A 16,446-nucleotide genomic window follows, 5' to 3' on the forward strand; every position below is an offset into this window, starting at 1 on the left:
AAATTATAAAAGTTTTCGCATGAATTGTCACTTTGTGTAACAAATTATGTGTATTGAGATGCTCAGGGAGCGAGGGTGGTCGCATGGTATGCCGGCATAATGACGAACTGGAAGCGTTAGTGAAAGAAGCAAAAAAGGTGACAGACAAGGGAGAGGTGGCCAGCTACATTCCCGCTTTAGCAAAAGCTGATCAGCACGATCTCTCAGTAGCGATTTATTATTCCAATAATACTTGTCTGTCAGCGGGTGACGTAGAGAAAACATTTACCCTTCAAAGTATATCGAAAGTGCTCTCACTTGCCCTTGTGTTAATGGAATACGGCAAGGACAGAGTCTTCAGTTATGTCGGCCAGGAGCCGACCGGTGATCCGTTTAATTCAATTATTAAGCTTGAAACCATGAATCCGAGCAAGCCGCTAAATCCTATGATAAATGCCGGAGCACTGGTTGTAACCAGCTTGATTAAAGGACAAACGTCTAAAGAGAGACTCGATTATCTGCTTTCTTTTATCAGGAAACTGACAAACAACCAAGACATCACCTACTGCCAGGACGTAGCTGAGTCTGAATACAGCACATCAATGATTAATCGGGCAATGTGTTATTATATGAAGCAGTATGGGATTTTTGAGGATGATGTTGAAGCAGTAATGGATTTATATACGAAGCAATGTGCGATTGAGATGAACAGTCTTGATTTAGCGAAAATTGGGGCAGTGTTTGCGCTTAACGGCAGGCATCCAGAAACAGGAGAACAAGTCATTTCAAAAGATGTCGCAAGAATTTGCAAGACGTTTATGGTCACCTGCGGAATGTATAATGCAAGCGGAGAATTCGCGATTAAGGTCGGAATTCCTGCGAAAAGCGGCGTATCAGGAGGGATTATGGGCATTTCACCCTATGATTTTGGGATCGGCATTTTCGGCCCGGCTTTGGATGAAAAAGGGAACAGCATTGCAGGTGTAAAGCTTTTGAAAATAATGTCTGAAACGTATAGGCTGAGTATTTTTTAATTTATGTCATCTGTTTAAATCCTCTTGCATTTTCTGCTGATACCCTTTATGATAAATAGAAGAATTAGGTACTCGCCTGGGGAACGGAGGGATACTTTTGGCTTCAGAGATGATAGTTGACCATCGGCAAAAAGCTTTTGAGCTACTGAAAGTTGACGCTGAGAAGATTTTGAAGCTGATCCGAGTACAAATGGATAACTTAACGATGCCTCAATGTCCTCTATATGAAGAGGTATTAGATACTCAAATGTTCGGACTTTCGAGGGAAATCGATTTTGCTGTCCGCCTGGGATTGGTTGACGAAAAAGATGGAAAAGACCTTTTATACACATTAGAACGCGAATTGTCTGCTTTGCACGACGCGTTTACAGGTAAATAAATGATAAAACTCAAACTAATTAACAGTTTGGGTTTTTTTATAACCGCTTGCTTTTTCACCGTATAATGACGGTCTCTTTTTGTGCATTTCATCCGAATCGTATAGAGAATCTTCGTGTCATTTGATAAATTGTAGTAAAATAAAAAATATAAATACATAAAAACCATAGGTAATGGAAGTTGGAAGCAGGGAAGAGGATGTTATGTTAAAAAAAATGCTAAAATCTTATGACTACTCACTGATATTCGCAATTGTTTTACTATGCGGATTCGGTTTAGTGATGGTATACAGCTCAAGTATGATTACGGCTGTTTCTCGGTATGGGGTAAGCAGTAATTATTTCTTCATGCGTCAGCTGTTTGCTTTAATCGCAGGAGGCATCCTTTTTATTGTTATGGCCGTGTTTCCTTACAAAGCACTGGCTCATCAAAAATTTCAAAAGGTGATGCTGCTTGTTTCAGTGTTTGCGCTTATCTCACTGTTTGTATTCGGGCATGTTGCCGGAAATGCGCAAAGCTGGTTTAAAATCGGCGGAATGAGTATTCAGCCGGGTGAATTTGTCAAGCTGGTAGTGATTTTATATCTAGCAGCTGTCTATGCAAAAAAACAAAGCTATATTGATCACCTGTTAACAGGAGTTGCGCCTCCTGTGGTGATGACGGTTATTATCTGCGGTTTAATTGCCATGCAGCCTGACTTTGGTACAGCGATGATTATCGCCATCATCGCTACGTGTATGATCTTGTGCTCGGGTTTCAGCGGGAAGACGCTGGTAAGGCTTGTTTTGCTGGGTGGAATTGTCTTAATTCTGGTCAGTCCAATTATTTATTTTAATATGGATAACATTTTAACAGAAAAGCGTTTAGCTCGTTTTGAGAGTCTGGAAGATCCGTTTAAATATGCGAATACATCAGGTTTGCAAGTGATCAATTCTTATTATGCGATTGGGTCGGGAGGTATTTTCGGTCTTGGGCTCGGAGAAAGTATCCAGAAATACGGGTATCTTCCTGAGTCACATACTGACTTTATCATGGCCGTGATTGCTGAAGAACTCGGCATTTTTGGGGTATTGTTTGTTGTTTTCCTGTTGGGCTTTATCGTATTAAAAGGTTTCTATATTGCGAGAAAATGCGATGACCCGTTTGGAAGTCTTCTGGCAATCGGCATTTCAAGCATGATTGCCGTACAATCGTTTATTAACCTTGGCGGTGTCAGCGGGCTCATCCCGATTACGGGTGTTACGCTGCCATTCATCAGCTACGGAGGCTCTTCTTTACTGCTTTTATTGGGAAGTATGGGGATATTAATCAATATCAGCATGTTTGTGAAATATTCAGAGAATAAGAAGAAGAGAGAGTCCTTGGCGCCAAAGGGAATGAAAAAGAAACAGCTTGAAAAAACTGTTTATCTGTAAAAAACAAGTGTGTACACGTAAAGGGTATTCCGATATGATAGATTATATTCCATTCGGGTAAGGGGGAAAAAAGTTTGTCACAGCAATCGATACAAAAAGTGTTAGTAGCAAACAGGGGAGAAATTGCAATCCGTATATTCCGTGCTTGTACAGAATTGAATATTCGTACAGTTGCGGTTTATTCAAAAGAAGATTCCGGTTCCTATCATCGTTACAAAGCAGATGAAGCGTACCTGGTGGGCGAAGGGAAAAAACCAATTGATGCCTACCTGGATATTGAAGGTATTATTGATATTGCGAAAAGAAACAAGGTGGATGCGATCCATCCGGGATATGGTTTCTTATCTGAAAATATACATTTTGCAAGGCGCTGTGAAGAAGAAGGCATCGTGTTCATCGGTCCGACTTCTGAACATTTAGATATGTTTGGTGATAAGGTAAAAGCGCGTGAGCAGGCGGAAAAAGCCGGAATTCCTGTTATTCCAGGAAGCGATGGCCCTGCAGAAACGCTTGAAGCAGTCGAACAATTCGGACAAATTCACGGTTATCCGATTATTATTAAAGCTTCGCTTGGCGGCGGCGGACGCGGCATGAGAATTGTCAGAAGTGAAAGTGAAGTCAAAGAAGCATATGAACGTGCGAAATCAGAGGCAAAAGCAGCCTTTGGCAATGATGAAGTATATGTAGAGAAACTGATTGAAAACCCTAAGCATATTGAGGTTCAGGTGATTGGAGACAATCAGGGCAACGTGATTCATCTTTTTGAACGGGACTGTTCTGTTCAAAGACGCCACCAAAAGGTGATTGAAGTAGCGCCGAGCGTTTCGCTGTCAACTGAATTGAGAGATCAAATTTGTGAAGCGGCGGTTGCGCTTGCTAAAAACGTGAACTATATAAATGCTGGTACGGTTGAATTCCTTGTCGCGAACAACGAGTTTTATTTTATAGAAGTAAATCCGCGTGTTCAAGTTGAGCATACAATTACGGAAATGATTACCGGTGTTGATATTGTGCAGACACAGATCCTTGTTGCCCAAGGCCACAGCCTTCACAGCAAAAAAGTCAACATTCCGGAGCAGAAGGACATTTTTACAATCGGCTATGCGATTCAGTCACGGGTAACGACTGAGGATCCGCAAAATGATTTTATGCCTGACACAGGGAAAATCATGGCTTACCGCTCGGGTGGAGGCTTTGGTGTTCGTCTTGATACAGGAAACAGCTTCCAAGGCGCCGTTATTACGCCATATTACGATTCACTGCTCGTTAAGCTATCAACTTGGGCTTTAACGTTTGAACAGGCAGCGGCCAAAATGGTTCGAAACCTTCAGGAGTTTAGAATCAGAGGAATTAAAACAAACATTCCGTTCCTTGAAAATGTCGCAAAGCATGAAAAGTTTCTGACAGGACGATATGATACGTCTTTCATTGATACAACGCCTGAGTTGTTTAATTTTCCTAAACAGAAAGACCGCGGAACAAAAATGCTTACTTACATTGGAAATGTAACAGTGAATGGTTTCCCTGGAATCGGCAAAAAAGAGAAACCTGCGTTTGACAAACCGTTAGCTATCAAAGTAGACGTCGACCAGCAGCCTGCTAGAGGAACAAAACAGATTTTAGATGAAAAAGGCGCTGAAGGGCTTGTAAATTGGGTTAAGGAACAGAAATCTGTTCTATTAACTGATACAACATTCCGGGATGCCCATCAGTCTCTACTGGCGACTAGATTCAGATCGCATGATTTGAAAAAAATCGCTAATCCGACGGCTGCGTTATGGCCGGAGCTGTTCAGCATGGAAATGTGGGGAGGCGCGACCTTCGATGTAGCCTACCGCTTCCTGAAGGAAGATCCATGGAAGCGTTTGGAGGACCTCCGCAAGGAAGTGCCGAACACGCTGTTCCAGATGTTGCTTCGTTCCTCAAACGCTGTCGGCTATACGAATTATCCAGATAATGTAATTAAAGAATTTGTAAAGCAATCCGCTCAATCCGGCATTGATGTTTTCCGTATTTTCGACAGCTTAAACTGGGTAAAAGGGATGACGTTAGCAATTGATGCCGTTCGGGATTCAGGTAAAGTGGCTGAAGCGGCAATTTGTTACACAGGTGATATTCTCGATAAAACCCGTACAAAATATGATCTTGCTTATTATACATCTATGGCGAAGGAGCTTGAGGCTGCAGGGGCCCATATTCTCGGAATTAAAGATATGGCAGGTCTGTTAAAACCGCAAGCCGCATATGAGCTGGTGTCTGCGTTGAAAGAAACGATCAATATTCCGGTTCACTTACATACGCATGATACGAGCGGCAACGGAATTTATATGTATGCAAAAGCAGTAGAAGCAGGCGTTGATATAGTAGACGTGGCGGTCAGCTCAATGGCTGGCTTAACATCACAGCCTAGTGCGAGCGGATTTTACCATGCGATGGAGGGAAACTCCCGCCGTCCGGAAATGAACGTGCAAGGCGTGGAATTACTATCCCAGTATTGGGAATCAGTTCGTAAATATTATAGTGAATTTGAAAGCGGGATGAAGTCTCCGCATACTGAAATTTATGAGCATGAAATGCCTGGTGGCCAATACAGCAACCTGCAGCAGCAGGCGAAAGGCGTAGGCCTGGGCGATCGCTGGAACGAAGTCAAAGAGATGTACAGACGCGTAAATGATATGTTTGGTGATATTGTGAAGGTTACGCCTTCCTCTAAAGTAGTCGGGGATATGGCGCTGTACATGGTGCAAAATAACCTGACTGAAAAGGACATTTACGAAAAAGGCGAATCATTAGATTTCCCTGATTCTGTTATTGAGCTTTTCAAAGGAAATATTGGACAGCCTCATGGCGGATTCCCGGAAAAGCTTCAAAAGCTCATTTTAAAAGGGCAGGAGCCGATCACAGTCAGACCGGGAGAACTGCTTGAGCCGGTATCCTTTGAAGCGATCAAACAGGAGTTTAAAGAGCAGTATAACCTAGAGATTTCAGACCAGGATGCTGTGGCGTACGCCCTTTATCCTAAAGTCTTCTCTGATTATGTGAAAACTGCTGAAAGCTATGGAAATATTTCAGTATTAGATACTCCGACCTTCTTCTATGGCATGACATTAGGAGAAGAAATAGAAGTGGAAATTGAACGCGGGAAAACGCTGATCGTCAAACTGATTTCAATCGGTGAACCTCGGCCGGATGCAACTCGCGTGATCTATTTCGAACTGAACGGCCAGCCGCGTGAAGTGGTCATAAAGGACGAAAGCATTAAGTCTTCCGTTCAGGAGAGATTAAAAGCAGACCGTACAAATCCAAATCATATTGCGGCTTCTATGCCTGGAACTGTCATCAAGGTACTGACAGAAGCGGGTGCCAAAGTCAATAAAGGTGATCATTTGATGATCAACGAAGCCATGAAAATGGAAACAACGGTTCAGGCGCCATTCTCCGGGACAATCAAACAGATTCATGTGAAAAATGGAGAGCCGATCCAAACGGGAGATCTGCTTCTCGAAATTGAAAAAGCATAATCAAAAAGAGTGTATATCAGCTGATATACACTCTTTTTTAGTGAAGAACGAGATATGAAGACATGAAAGTGCAGCAAATCGGGGGCTGATTCAAACGTGTGTAAAGGACGCATTGGTTGTCTGCTCACAGGTGCCGGAATGAGACAAGCTGAACAAGGAGGGATGCTTCATAGGCTTTCGTATGATGATGGCTTCTTTTCTGGTAAGAATGAATGGACAAAGTTATTTTAATTAAGTCCTGTCCCAAACATCGACTGAACAACGCGTTTAGCATTCATCATCGGTCGAGATGATCCAAACCTTATATTAATCATCAAGTTGGAAGGATAAAAAAGACCAAAGCGTATAAGAGCTTTGGTCCTGTGTCTTATGCCCGTTTTGATTCGTAACGAAAGCGTGCAATCAATAATAAGAAGTAGCATAAAACCCCAAACAGGCATGCAATAAAAAATGAGTGCGCAAGCGCAAAGCCCAGCGCCAGTTCAGAATATACGATCATAATGCCGGACAGTGCCTGTAACGTGATAAAAATAAGACACGAAATCCAGCCCCAAAAGATTTGCTTTTGTCCTTTATAGGAAGTAATCGCATGAACAGCGGCAACGATGATCCATACAAACAGGAGCAAGGCTGCAGCTCTGTGCCCCATTTGCACCCATTCGTGAAATTGGGTCGGAAGTCCATTGTTCAGCCTGCTGCACAGCGGCACATCAGGACACGCCAGACTGGATTCTGTATGTCTTACGTATGCGCCAGTATACACAACGATATAGGAATATATCAAAATACCTATCATGTGAAATTGCATTTTCTTGCCGATTTGAAGCGGTTTGACAAGTTTTCTGGCTGATTTATCAGCTTCAAATATAAGCAATGTTAATATTAGAACGGACGCAAAGGAAATCAGTGAAATCCCAAAATGAAGCGCCATAATAAGCGCGTTTGAACCGAATACAACAGCTAACGCGCCAAGCAGTGCCTGGAGAAACAAAAAGATAATGGACATGATGGCAAGAAACGTTGTCTCACGGAAAACAGGTGTGATTTTTCTCCATGACCAAAAGGCAAGGCTTAATACAAGAATAATTGAGATGCCGCTTGCGAATCTGTGGCTCCATTCAATAATAGAAGCGGGATTCAGTTCAGGGAAGAAGCGCCCGTGGCACAGCGGCCACTGTCTGCCGCATCCTTGGCCGGAACCTGTTTTTGTAACGAGGGCTCCCCCGATTAAAACAATAAGCATCACAAATGTAGTCAAAACACCGAGAGCTTTTAATGCTTTATTCATACAATATCCACCTTCTTAACAAACTGCTGCAATTTTTTATACGTACCAAGTGTAAGCGAATATGTGTTTTGTGGCAATTCTTAGAGCCCTTTGTTCACAAAAATATAATAGAATTACGACTTCTGGAAATGTATACTTGATTATTCATGCCGGGTCTGATAGAAATAAGGTAAACGCATTGGCGAATTGGCGATTGCCTTTTTCTCTGGTAAAATTCATAAAAAGTTCACAAATAAATTCCTGTTTCTCGTTTAATATTTAATAGGATGTTTTTTTACAAGTTGTTATCTTGTATGATAGAGTTGCAGGTTATTATGAACCTGCGTTAGGTTTGTAAGGGAGGTTTACGTTATGGCTAACTCCAGAATCTTAAATGATACAGCTATAGACGGACAAATTGAAGAAACAACGGCATGGAAAGATTTTCTGTCCCTCATTAAAATAGGGATCGTAAATTCTAATCTCATCACAACTTTTACTGGAATGTGGCTTGCTTTTCATATTTCCGGTTTAAGCTTTTTAGGCAATATAAACACCGTTCTTCTTACTTTATTTGGATCATCATTGATTATTGCGGGCTCCTGTGCGATCAATAACTGGTATGACCGGGACATTGATCATATCATGGAGCGTACAAAAGTAAGACCGACGGTTACGGGTAAAATTCAGCCGAATCAGGCTTTATGGTCTGGAATTTTGCTTGTTGCTTTAGGATTGATCATGCTGCTGATGACCACTGTGATGGCTGCTGTTATTGGTTTTATCGGAGTATTTACTTATGTTGTCCTGTACACAATGTGGACGAAACGCCGCTATACGATTAACACAGTAGTAGGGAGTGTTTCCGGAGCAGTGCCGCCTCTGATTGGATGGACGGCAGTAGAAGGAAATATCGGCGTCGTGGCATGGGTATTATTTATGATTTTATTCATTTGGCAGATTCCTCACTTCTTATCGCTTGCCATTAAGAAAACTGAGGACTACAGAGCCGCGAATATTCCAATGCTTCCAGTCGTATATGGATTTGAAGTGACGAAAAGACAAATTATTGTATGGGTTGCGTGCCTGATGCCGCTTCCATTCTTTTTAGGAAGCCTAGGTCTACCGATTGTGATTCTCGGATTGCTGTTAAATATCGGCTGGCTGATTCTTGGGTTGATGGGTTTCCGTTCAAAAAATATCATGAAGTGGGCGACTATGATGTTCGTTTACTCACTGAATTACATGACAATCTATTTCGTTGCAATGGTTGTCTTTACGCTTTTCTAAAAAATAGATACATTGCTTGTTTTATCGCTTCAAAATAACCGATGACAACTAGTGAATGCCGCCTTGACCTTTTGTTTAATCAGGCGGCTTTACTTTTATACATAGATGGCATTTTGAGTAAAAAAACTCATAATTTAAGAGAAGAGGAAATGTAAGTGCTTTATTGGGAGGCGGCCGGATTGCGATGGAATCAATCTATTTTCCGCCGCTGTATTGACCAGAAAAGGGGTTGGGTGAAATGGTAAAGCATTGGCGTCTTATCTTATTATTAGCCTTGGTGCCGCTTCTGTTAAGCGGATGTGGAAAACCTTTTTTATCCACGCTCAAGCCTGCTGGCGAGGTGGCTGATAAACAGTATGACCTGACAGTGCTCAGTACATTGATTATGGTTGTTGTCGTAGCAGTCGTATCTGTTATCTTCTTTTACGTGATTGTAAGATTCAGAAGGTCACGGGTTGGGGAAAACACGATACCAAAACAAGTGGAAGGGAATAAATTTTTAGAAATCACATGGACAGTAATCCCTATTTTGCTGCTCATCATTCTTGTTATCCCTGTCGTATTATATACGCTTGAACTCGCAGATACATCACCTATGGATAAGAAAAACCGCAAAGCCGAGGATGCTCTCGTTGTCAATGTCAGAGCGAATTTATATTGGTGGGAGTTTGAATATCCTGATTACGGCATTATCACAAGCCAGGAGCTGATCGTACCGACAGACCAGCGGGTTTATTTCAGTTTAAAAGCTTCTGATGTAAAACATTCTTTCTGGATTCCTTCAGCTGGAGGAAAAATTGATACCAATACTGATAACGAAAATACGTTCTTCTTAACGTTCGATTCAAAACGCAGCAAAGAGGCGGGAGATACGTTCTTTGGAAAGTGTGCTGAGCTTTGCGGGCCTTCACACGCACTCATGGATTTTAAAGTAAAGGCCCTTTCTGCGAAAGAGTTTCAGGCATGGACAAAAGATATGAAAAACTATAAGACGACAGCAGAAAATGATTTGGCTAAGCAGGGGGAAGAGCTGTTCAAAGAGAAAAACTGCCTGAGCTGTCATGCAGTGGAGCCGAATGATAAGCGTGCGGAGGCAGCAAGAACGGCACCAAATCTGGCGACTTTCGGTGAAAGGACAAAAGTGGCAGGGGTAAAGGATGCCAATGAAGAAAATGTGAAAGCCTGGCTGAAAGACCCTGAGAGCATAAAGCCGGGGAACAAAATGACAGGAACATATCCGAAGCTTTCAGACAGTGAAATGGACGCGCTTTATGAATACTTAAAAGGCTTGAAAGCAGAAAGCAAGTAGGGAAGAAAGGGAGATATTGGGGGAGGTCACATATGTTGAATGCGCTTACAGAAAAGCGGACGCGCGGATCTATGCTTTGGGATTATTTGACGACGGTGGACCACAAAAAAATTGCAATACTTTACTTAATCGCAGGAGGATTCTTCTTTCTTGTCGGGGGAATTGAAGCGATGTTTATCAGAATCCAGCTTGCAAAGCCGGAAAATGCTTTTCTCAGTGCTCAAGCGTACAATGAAGTGATGACGATGCACGGGACGACAATGATCTTTTTGGCTGCGATGCCGCTTTTATTTGCTTTGATGAATGCGGTTGTTCCATTGCAGATCGGAGCGCGGGATGTTTCGTTTCCATTTTTAAACTCGCTTGGTTTTTGGCTCTTCTTCTTCGGGGGCATTTTCTTAAACTTAAGCTGGTTTTTGGGAGGAGCGCCAGATGCGGGCTGGACGTCATATGCCTCGCTTTCGCTTCATTCCAAAGGGCACGGCATAGACTTTTTCGTCCTTGGACTCCAAATATCCGGACTGGGGACGCTGATAGCCGGGATTAACTTTTTGGCCACGATTATTAACATGAGGGCTCCCGGCATGACGTACATGAGGCTGCCTTTGTTTACATGGACGACATTTGTGGCGTCGGCATTGATTTTGTTTGCGTTTCCGCCGCTAACGGTTGGCTTGGCTCTTATGATGCTGGATCGGCTGTTCGGCACAAATTTCTTTAATCCTGAGCTTGGCGGTAACACGATTATTTGGGAGCATTTATTTTGGATATTCGGACATCCGGAGGTTTATATTCTGATTTTGCCTGCTTTCGGCATTTTCTCAGAGGTCATCCCGGTGTTTTCCAGAAAGCGTTTGTTTGGATATTCTTCAATGGTTTTTGCGATCGTGCTTATCGGTTTTCTTGGCTTTATGGTTTGGGTGCACCACATGTTTACGACAGGCCTCGGACCGATTGCGAACGCAATCTTTGCAGTTGCTACAATGGCAATCGCTATTCCGACCGGGATTAAAATTTTTAACTGGCTGCTGACGATTTGGGGAGGAAATGTGAAATATACCACAGCCATGCTGTATGCCGTCTCATTTATCCCGTCCTTTGTGCTTGGCGGTGTGACAGGTGTCATGCTGGCGGCAGCAGCTGCTGATTACCAGTTCCATGATACGTATTTTGTTGTGGCGCACTTTCACTATGTCATTATAGGCGGAGTGGTATTCGGGCTATTAGCCGGTGTTCATTTCTGGTGGCCGAAAATGTTCGGTAAAATTCTGCATGAAACAATGGGGAAAATATCATTTGTCTTGTTTTTTATCGGCTTCCATCTTACTTTTTTCATCCAGCACTTTGTCGGTTTAATGGGCATGCCGCGCCGAGTGTATACCTTCTTGCCAGGCCAGGGGCTTGAAACCGGCAACTTGATCAGTACAATCGGGGCGTTTTTTATGGCAGCAGCTGTTATCCTCCTGCTTGTCAATGTCATCTGGACCTCGGTGAAGGGCGAATATGTCGGAGATGATCCATGGCATGACGGGCGTACGCTTGAATGGGCTGTTTCGTCACCGCCGCCAGAATATAATTTTAAACAGCTTCCATTTGTCAGAGGGCTTGACCCGCTGTGGATCGAGAAGCAGGCGGGACACAAATCAATGACACCGGCTGAACCGGTTGAAGATATCCATATGCCAAACGGTTCAATTCTGCCGCTGATCATTTCCTTCGGCCTCTTTGTCGCTGCCTTTGGTCTCTTGTATAGAACCGAGCACGCTTGGGGTCTGCCGGTGATCTTTATCGGACTTGGCATCACATTTTTTACAATGCTGCTCCGTTCATTGATTGATGATCACGGTTATCATATTCACAAAGAGGAACTGCCGAACGATGATAAAGGGGTGAAGGCGTAATGCAAATTGAAGAAAAATTCACCGCAGAGACCTTTCCAGCTTCTCCCGAAAAAGCAACACTGGAAGGGAAAAATAAATTTTTAGGTTTTTGGCTTTTTCTTGGGGGAGAGACTGTTTTGTTCGCGTCTCTCTTCGCCACTTTTCTTGCACTCCGGAATTCAAACGCCGGTGACCCGCCTACGACAGAAATGTTTGATGTCACACTCGTTTTTATCGCCACAATGCTCTTATTAACGAGCAGTTTAACGAGTGTATATGCGATGTATCATATGAAAAACTTTTCATTCGGGAAAATGCAGCTCTGGCTAGGGATTACCTTGTTATTGGGGGCGGGATTTTTAGGCTTGGAAATTTATGAATTTAAGCATTACACACATGAGTTTGGCTTTACCATCACAAGCTCGGCGCTTGGCTCATCGTTTTATACGCTTGTCGGCACACATGGTGCGCACGTGGCGTTTGGCCTCTTGTGGATCAGCGCGCTGATGATTCGCAATGCAAAGAGGGGCTTGAGCTTATATACAGCGCCTAAGTTTTACGTGGCCAGTCTTTACTGGCATTTTATTGATGTCGTGTGGGTCTTTATCTTTACCGTTGTATATTTAATGGGGATGGTGGGATAAACATGGTCGATAAAAAAAGCAGAGGACATATCAGCGGCGACCTTGAATATAAGAAAAAGAAGCATGCTCAGGAGATGAAATATCAAGTCATGTCTTTTGGCCTGATGATTGGCCTTACGCTCGTTGCATTTCTGACTGTGGCAACAGACGGCATCGGCAGCTGGTTTACGATTCCTTTCATAATACTGCTTGCGGCTATTCAAGTGATATTTCAGCTGTATTACTTCATGCATATGAATCAGAAAGGGCATGAAGCGCCGGCATTGTTTCTGTATTCAGGTATGTTTGTCGCGTTCATTACGGTGCTTGCGTTTGTTACAATTATATGGTGGTAATTTGAGCAGCCGCCGGAGGTGAAGACATGAATCAGTTAGACGTGTTTGGGTTTCGCGCTATGTGGAGCCCTTATCTTTTTTGTATCCTTTTAGGCATCACGGTGCTTTACATCTTTTTTTACAGACGGATGTCTTCAAAGCCTGACCGTCTTACGGGTAAAGAAATGGCCTGTTTTCTGTCGGCAATGCTGTTTTTATATGCAGCCGAAGGAAGCCCGATTGATCTGCTCGGACATATTATGTTCAGCGCCCATATGGTGCAGATGGCTGTTTTGTATTTAGTGGTTCCGCCTTTATTAATCGCAGGAATTCCTGCATGGGCCTGGGAAAAAATGATTTTTCGGCCTGCTATTAAGCCGTTTTTTACTTTTTTCTCAACACCCTTAATTGCATTGCTTTTATTTAACGGCATTTTTTCTCTTTATCATGTGCCGCTAATATTTGATACTGTCAAAACGGATACGCTTTACCATACGGTAATGACTTGGCTCATTTTCGTGTTAGCATTTTTTATGTGGTGGCCGCTCGTCCATAAGGTGGCTCGGCTTCCGCAGCTCAGCGGCTTGATGAAGCTGGGCTATATTATGGCGGACGGTATACTGCTGACGCCTGCTTGCGCCCTGATCATGTTTAGCGGAACGCCGTTATATGCCACCTATACAGATCCGTCTGCCTGGGCGGAAGCCATGAAGCTTTGTGTTCCTGCGGATGTGCTGGGGCAGGTTCCGTTAACAGGACCGGAAATGTTTAATACACTTCCTTTGTTAGAGGATCAGCAGCTCGGGGCAGTTATGATGAAAATCATTCAGGAAATTGTATACGGCGCTTTTTTGGCGATTGTCTTTTTTCAATGGGTGAAGAAGGAAAGGGAAAAGGATGGACACGAGGAGCCGCCTTATATTCAGCAGACGATACCATAAAAGGTACAGCGGCAATTGGCTGTACCTTTTTTATTACATTTGAACGGTTTTCAGTATGTCGGAGATGTCCTGGATGAGTGCCTTGCTTTTGGTCACAACCTGCACTGGGAACTCTTCTGTTTCTCCGTATTCCACTCCGTGCGGGTAATAGTGTTTTCCTAATAGAGGGGGCATTAATTGAATAACGGCGCGGCCGCTTCCGACATCGCCCTCTGTTGCATTGCCTTGAATCCGCAGGTAAAACGTTCCCTCAATCGTCGAAAACTTTCTGTCATAGGTCACTCTTTCATAATCCCATTGACCGGCTCTAATGAGTCCCTTGCTTTCCATCAAATCGTCCAAGAGGCTGAGCTCAGCCTTTACCCCTTCAAGTCCGCTATCAGTAAACTTCAACACTGACCCCTCCTTATAAAAATTACCTTTCCTGACAATCATAGTATGAAAGCGTTAAACTTTCAATGAATCTTCTTCTTTTGAAAGTATGCAAAAATGAAAATTTGACGAAAATATCACTAGATAAAAGGAGGTTTTACGGATGACAAAAATAAAAGATCTGATGACAGCTGACTTGCAATATTGCACGGTATTAGATAATGTATATGAAGCTGCGGTAAAGATGAAAGACGCGGATGTAGGAGCCATTCCGGTAGTTGATGAGGATGGAGAAACACTGGTCGGCATCGTAACTGATCGTGATCTAGTGTTAAGAGGCATCGCCTCAAAAAGGCCCAACTCCCAAAAAATCACTGACGCTATGACTGAAAAACCTGTCAGTGTGGAAGAGGACGCGCCAGTTGATGAGGTACTTCATTTAATGGCATCCCATCAGCTCAGACGGATACCTGTAACCAAAAACAACAAGCTGACTGGTATTGTCACGCTTGGCGATCTTTCCTTATCTGAACAAACAAATGAACGTGCCGGCAGTGCTTTATCAGATATTTCAGAGGACGAAAACAGAGAGCAAGGCTTTTTGCATTAACACATAAATCTTTGACATGTTAAATAGGCTGTATTGTAATGAGAAATAAGGCAAGACATGCAATTCACATCACGGGGGTGATAGATTGAAAAATATATTAAGAGCCATGGTTATCCTCTTGATTATTTGCGGAACTTATGTTCTGTTTATTCAATATGGGGCTGTTCCTGAAAAAAAATCAAATGACAGCGAGCCTCAAGTCTCTAACGAGGAAGCGGCAAGCGGCAAACGAATACATATGCCGACTTCAGGATTATTGTCCTTTATGGGCAAATCCGCCAACGATGTAAAGATAAAACTTGGGGAACCGGAACGTATTGACCCCTCGGCTTATGATTACGAATGGTGGGTTTACAATCAAGGAAAAGACCAATATGTGCAAATCGGGATGCTGGACAATAAAGTGGTCACATTATTTGCGGCGGGAAATGATATTAACGCAAAGCCCTTCAAAATCGGTGAGTCAACGGGAGAAGTATTTAAGACAACCCAGGTGGCTCCGTTTGTAAATGTAGAGTATAAAGGAAATTCCTATCGGTTTGAGTTTTCTGAAGAGGACATTAACACCAGACCGACTGTAAAAGTAGGGAAGATGTACGTCCAGCTGTATATGGACAAATTTGAGGGGAAGCTATCCAGCATCAGGGCGTTTGACGCGCAAACCTTTGTTAAGCAAAGACCTTATGAGGTAGTGTACCGCGGTGAGTTAGTAGAACCGAAAACCGTTACGGAAGATAAGTGGAATGAGATCCAATCAACGAGTGAAAAGCAAATACTCGATTTGACCAATGTTATTCGTGTCAAACATGGGTTAGCTAAGCTTGAGTGGGATCAGCCGACGGCCGAAGTGGCTTTTGGCCACAGTGAGGATATGAAGAAAAACAACTATTTCTCCCATGTATCGAAGAAATACGGCACGCTGAAGGACCGCTTAGAAAAAGGTGATGTCGACTTTGAGCAAGCGGGAGAAAATATCGCGTACAATTATGTGGACGGTCCGGCTGCTGTAGAAGGCTGGCTGAATAGTGAAGGCCATCGAAAAGCGCTTCTAAATTCAGATTACACGCATCTTGGTGTCGGCGTAGACCGGAAGTATTACACTCAAAACTTTATTAAACGCTGATAGATCAGCCGCGGGCCACAGGTACCGCGGCTGTTTATTGTTTCTGCAAAGACTCAGATGAACCTTTCTCGATGGATACTGTGAGTGACGTCGGGACCAAAAAAGGCTGCAACGAGTTGCTGTCCAGCTCTTTTTTGATGAGGAGACTGACAGACGGCCGGAGCCAATTAGGGATCTTGTTCTGACGGGTTTCGGTACATGCCGCATCTAAACATTTACAAAGGGCTGGAATCTTGATTTCGAAACGAAGGTCTCGGCTAGGGATAAAGCTTCTGTTGTTCGACCTGAAAGCGCATTGAGAAATTACGCGGAGTTTGTTCTGCGCTGCTTGTTTTAAGGGGAAATGCCTAAAAAAATTTTCTGTAAATA

14 protein-coding genes are annotated in these 16,446 nt (G+C 43.2%); 12 read left to right on the forward strand and 2 right to left on the reverse strand.

Annotated features, from left to right (window positions below):
* Positions 1-83: 83 nt before the first annotated feature.
* From glsA to pyc, 4 genes are all read left to right on the forward strand, one after another.
* Entirely contained in the window at positions 84-1,013 is a 930-nt protein-coding gene (gene glsA, locus HC660_RS08105; RefSeq protein ID WP_010334124.1) for a glutaminase A, read from the forward strand.
* A 97-nt stretch (positions 1,014-1,110) separates the two neighbouring features.
* The gene (locus tag HC660_RS08110; protein ID WP_003221339.1) at positions 1,111-1,392 is read left to right on the forward strand and encodes an Fpa/YlaN family protein; all 282 of its coding nucleotides are present in this window, start codon (positions 1,111-1,113) and stop codon (positions 1,390-1,392) included.
* Between the two features lie 202 nt (positions 1,393-1,594).
* A complete protein-coding gene (locus HC660_RS08115) occupies positions 1,595-2,806 on the forward strand; it encodes an FtsW/RodA/SpoVE family cell cycle protein (protein WP_168747719.1) in 1,212 nt (403 codons plus the stop codon).
* A 74-nt stretch (positions 2,807-2,880) separates the two neighbouring features.
* Positions 2,881-6,327 carry a pyruvate carboxylase gene (pyc, locus tag HC660_RS08120; RefSeq protein ID WP_010334126.1) on the forward strand — a complete coding sequence of 1,149 codons (3,447 nt, stop codon included), beginning with the start codon at positions 2,881-2,883 and terminating at the stop codon, positions 6,325-6,327.
* A gap of 367 nt (positions 6,328-6,694) precedes the next feature.
* On the opposite strand, the gene ctaA is transcribed toward pyc, so the two are convergent.
* Positions 6,695-7,615 carry a heme A synthase CtaA gene (gene ctaA / locus HC660_RS08125; protein WP_168747720.1) on the reverse strand — a complete coding sequence of 307 codons (921 nt, stop codon included), beginning with the start codon at positions 7,613-7,615 and terminating at the stop codon, positions 6,695-6,697.
* 351 nt (positions 7,616-7,966) lie between these two features.
* Between ctaA and cyoE the strand changes: the two genes are divergently transcribed.
* From cyoE to ctaG, 6 genes are all read left to right on the forward strand, one after another.
* Positions 7,967-8,884 carry a heme o synthase gene (gene cyoE / locus HC660_RS08130; RefSeq protein ID WP_010334129.1) on the forward strand — a complete coding sequence of 306 codons (918 nt, stop codon included), beginning with the start codon at positions 7,967-7,969 and terminating at the stop codon, positions 8,882-8,884.
* A 238-nt stretch (positions 8,885-9,122) separates the two neighbouring features.
* Positions 9,123-10,193, forward strand: a complete 1,071-nt coding sequence (gene coxB / locus HC660_RS08135; RefSeq protein WP_010334130.1) for a cytochrome c oxidase subunit II — start codon at positions 9,123-9,125, stop codon at positions 10,191-10,193.
* 32 nt (positions 10,194-10,225) lie between these two features.
* On the forward strand, positions 10,226-12,094 hold the full coding sequence (ctaD, locus tag HC660_RS08140) for a cytochrome c oxidase subunit I (protein ID WP_026014704.1): 1,869 nt from the start codon (positions 10,226-10,228) through the stop codon (positions 12,092-12,094).
* Positions 12,094-12,717 carry a cytochrome c oxidase subunit III gene (gene ctaE / locus HC660_RS08145; RefSeq protein WP_059352864.1) on the forward strand — a complete coding sequence of 208 codons (624 nt, stop codon included), beginning with the start codon at positions 12,094-12,096 and terminating at the stop codon, positions 12,715-12,717. The genes ctaD and ctaE overlap by 1 nt, the downstream gene beginning before the upstream one ends.
* 2 nt (positions 12,718-12,719) lie before the next feature.
* Entirely contained in the window at positions 12,720-13,052 is a 333-nt protein-coding gene (ctaF, locus tag HC660_RS08150) for a cytochrome c oxidase subunit IVB (protein ID WP_010334133.1), read from the forward strand.
* A gap of 26 nt (positions 13,053-13,078) precedes the next feature.
* Entirely contained in the window at positions 13,079-13,972 is an 894-nt protein-coding gene (ctaG, locus tag HC660_RS08155) for a cytochrome c oxidase assembly factor CtaG (protein WP_168747722.1), read from the forward strand.
* Between the two features lie 33 nt (positions 13,973-14,005).
* Here ctaG and HC660_RS08160 read toward each other — a convergent pair whose 3' ends face one another.
* Positions 14,006-14,368 (reverse strand): YugN family protein, encoded by a 363-nt coding sequence (locus HC660_RS08160; RefSeq protein WP_168747723.1) that lies wholly within the window; start codon positions 14,366-14,368, stop codon positions 14,006-14,008.
* Positions 14,369-14,507: 139 nt separating this feature from the next.
* Here HC660_RS08160 and HC660_RS08165 point away from each other — a divergent pair, with 139 nt between their 5' ends.
* Positions 14,508-14,954 (forward strand): CBS domain-containing protein, encoded by a 447-nt coding sequence (locus HC660_RS08165; protein WP_010334136.1) that lies wholly within the window; start codon positions 14,508-14,510, stop codon positions 14,952-14,954.
* Positions 14,955-15,039: 85 nt separating this feature from the next.
* Complete coding sequence (locus tag HC660_RS08170) at positions 15,040-16,077, forward strand: CAP domain-containing protein (RefSeq protein ID WP_168747724.1); 1,038 nt, start codon at positions 15,040-15,042, stop codon at positions 16,075-16,077.
* The last annotated feature ends 369 nt before the right edge of the window (positions 16,078-16,446 follow it).

The organism is Bacillus mojavensis (assembly GCF_012648005.1).
Taxonomy (GTDB): Bacteria; Bacillota; Bacilli; order Bacillales; family Bacillaceae; genus Bacillus; species Bacillus mojavensis.

Bases quoted from the DNA above. Each gene is read 5' to 3' on its own strand.
- ctaA (WP_168747720.1), bottom strand. From the start codon at position 7,615: ATGAATAAAGCATTAAAAGCTCTCGGTGTTTTGACTACATTTGTGATG.
- HC660_RS08115 (WP_168747719.1), top strand. From the start codon at position 1,595: ATGTTAAAAAAAATGCTAAAATCTTATGACTACTCACTGATATTCGCA.
- ctaE (WP_059352864.1), top strand. From the start codon at position 12,094: ATGCAAATTGAAGAAAAATTCACCGCAGAGACCTTTCCAGCTTCTCCC.
- ctaG (WP_168747722.1), top strand. From the start codon at position 13,079: ATGAATCAGTTAGACGTGTTTGGGTTTCGCGCTATGTGGAGCCCTTAT.
- coxB (WP_010334130.1), top strand. From the start codon at position 9,123: ATGGTAAAGCATTGGCGTCTTATCTTATTATTAGCCTTGGTGCCGCTT.
- ctaD (WP_026014704.1), top strand. From the start codon at position 10,226: ATGTTGAATGCGCTTACAGAAAAGCGGACGCGCGGATCTATGCTTTGG.
- glsA (WP_010334124.1), top strand. From the start codon at position 84: ATGGTATGCCGGCATAATGACGAACTGGAAGCGTTAGTGAAAGAAGCA.
- ctaF (WP_010334133.1), top strand. From the start codon at position 12,720: ATGGTCGATAAAAAAAGCAGAGGACATATCAGCGGCGACCTTGAATAT.
- cyoE (WP_010334129.1), top strand. From the start codon at position 7,967: ATGGCTAACTCCAGAATCTTAAATGATACAGCTATAGACGGACAAATT.
- HC660_RS08165 (WP_010334136.1), top strand. From the start codon at position 14,508: ATGACAAAAATAAAAGATCTGATGACAGCTGACTTGCAATATTGCACG.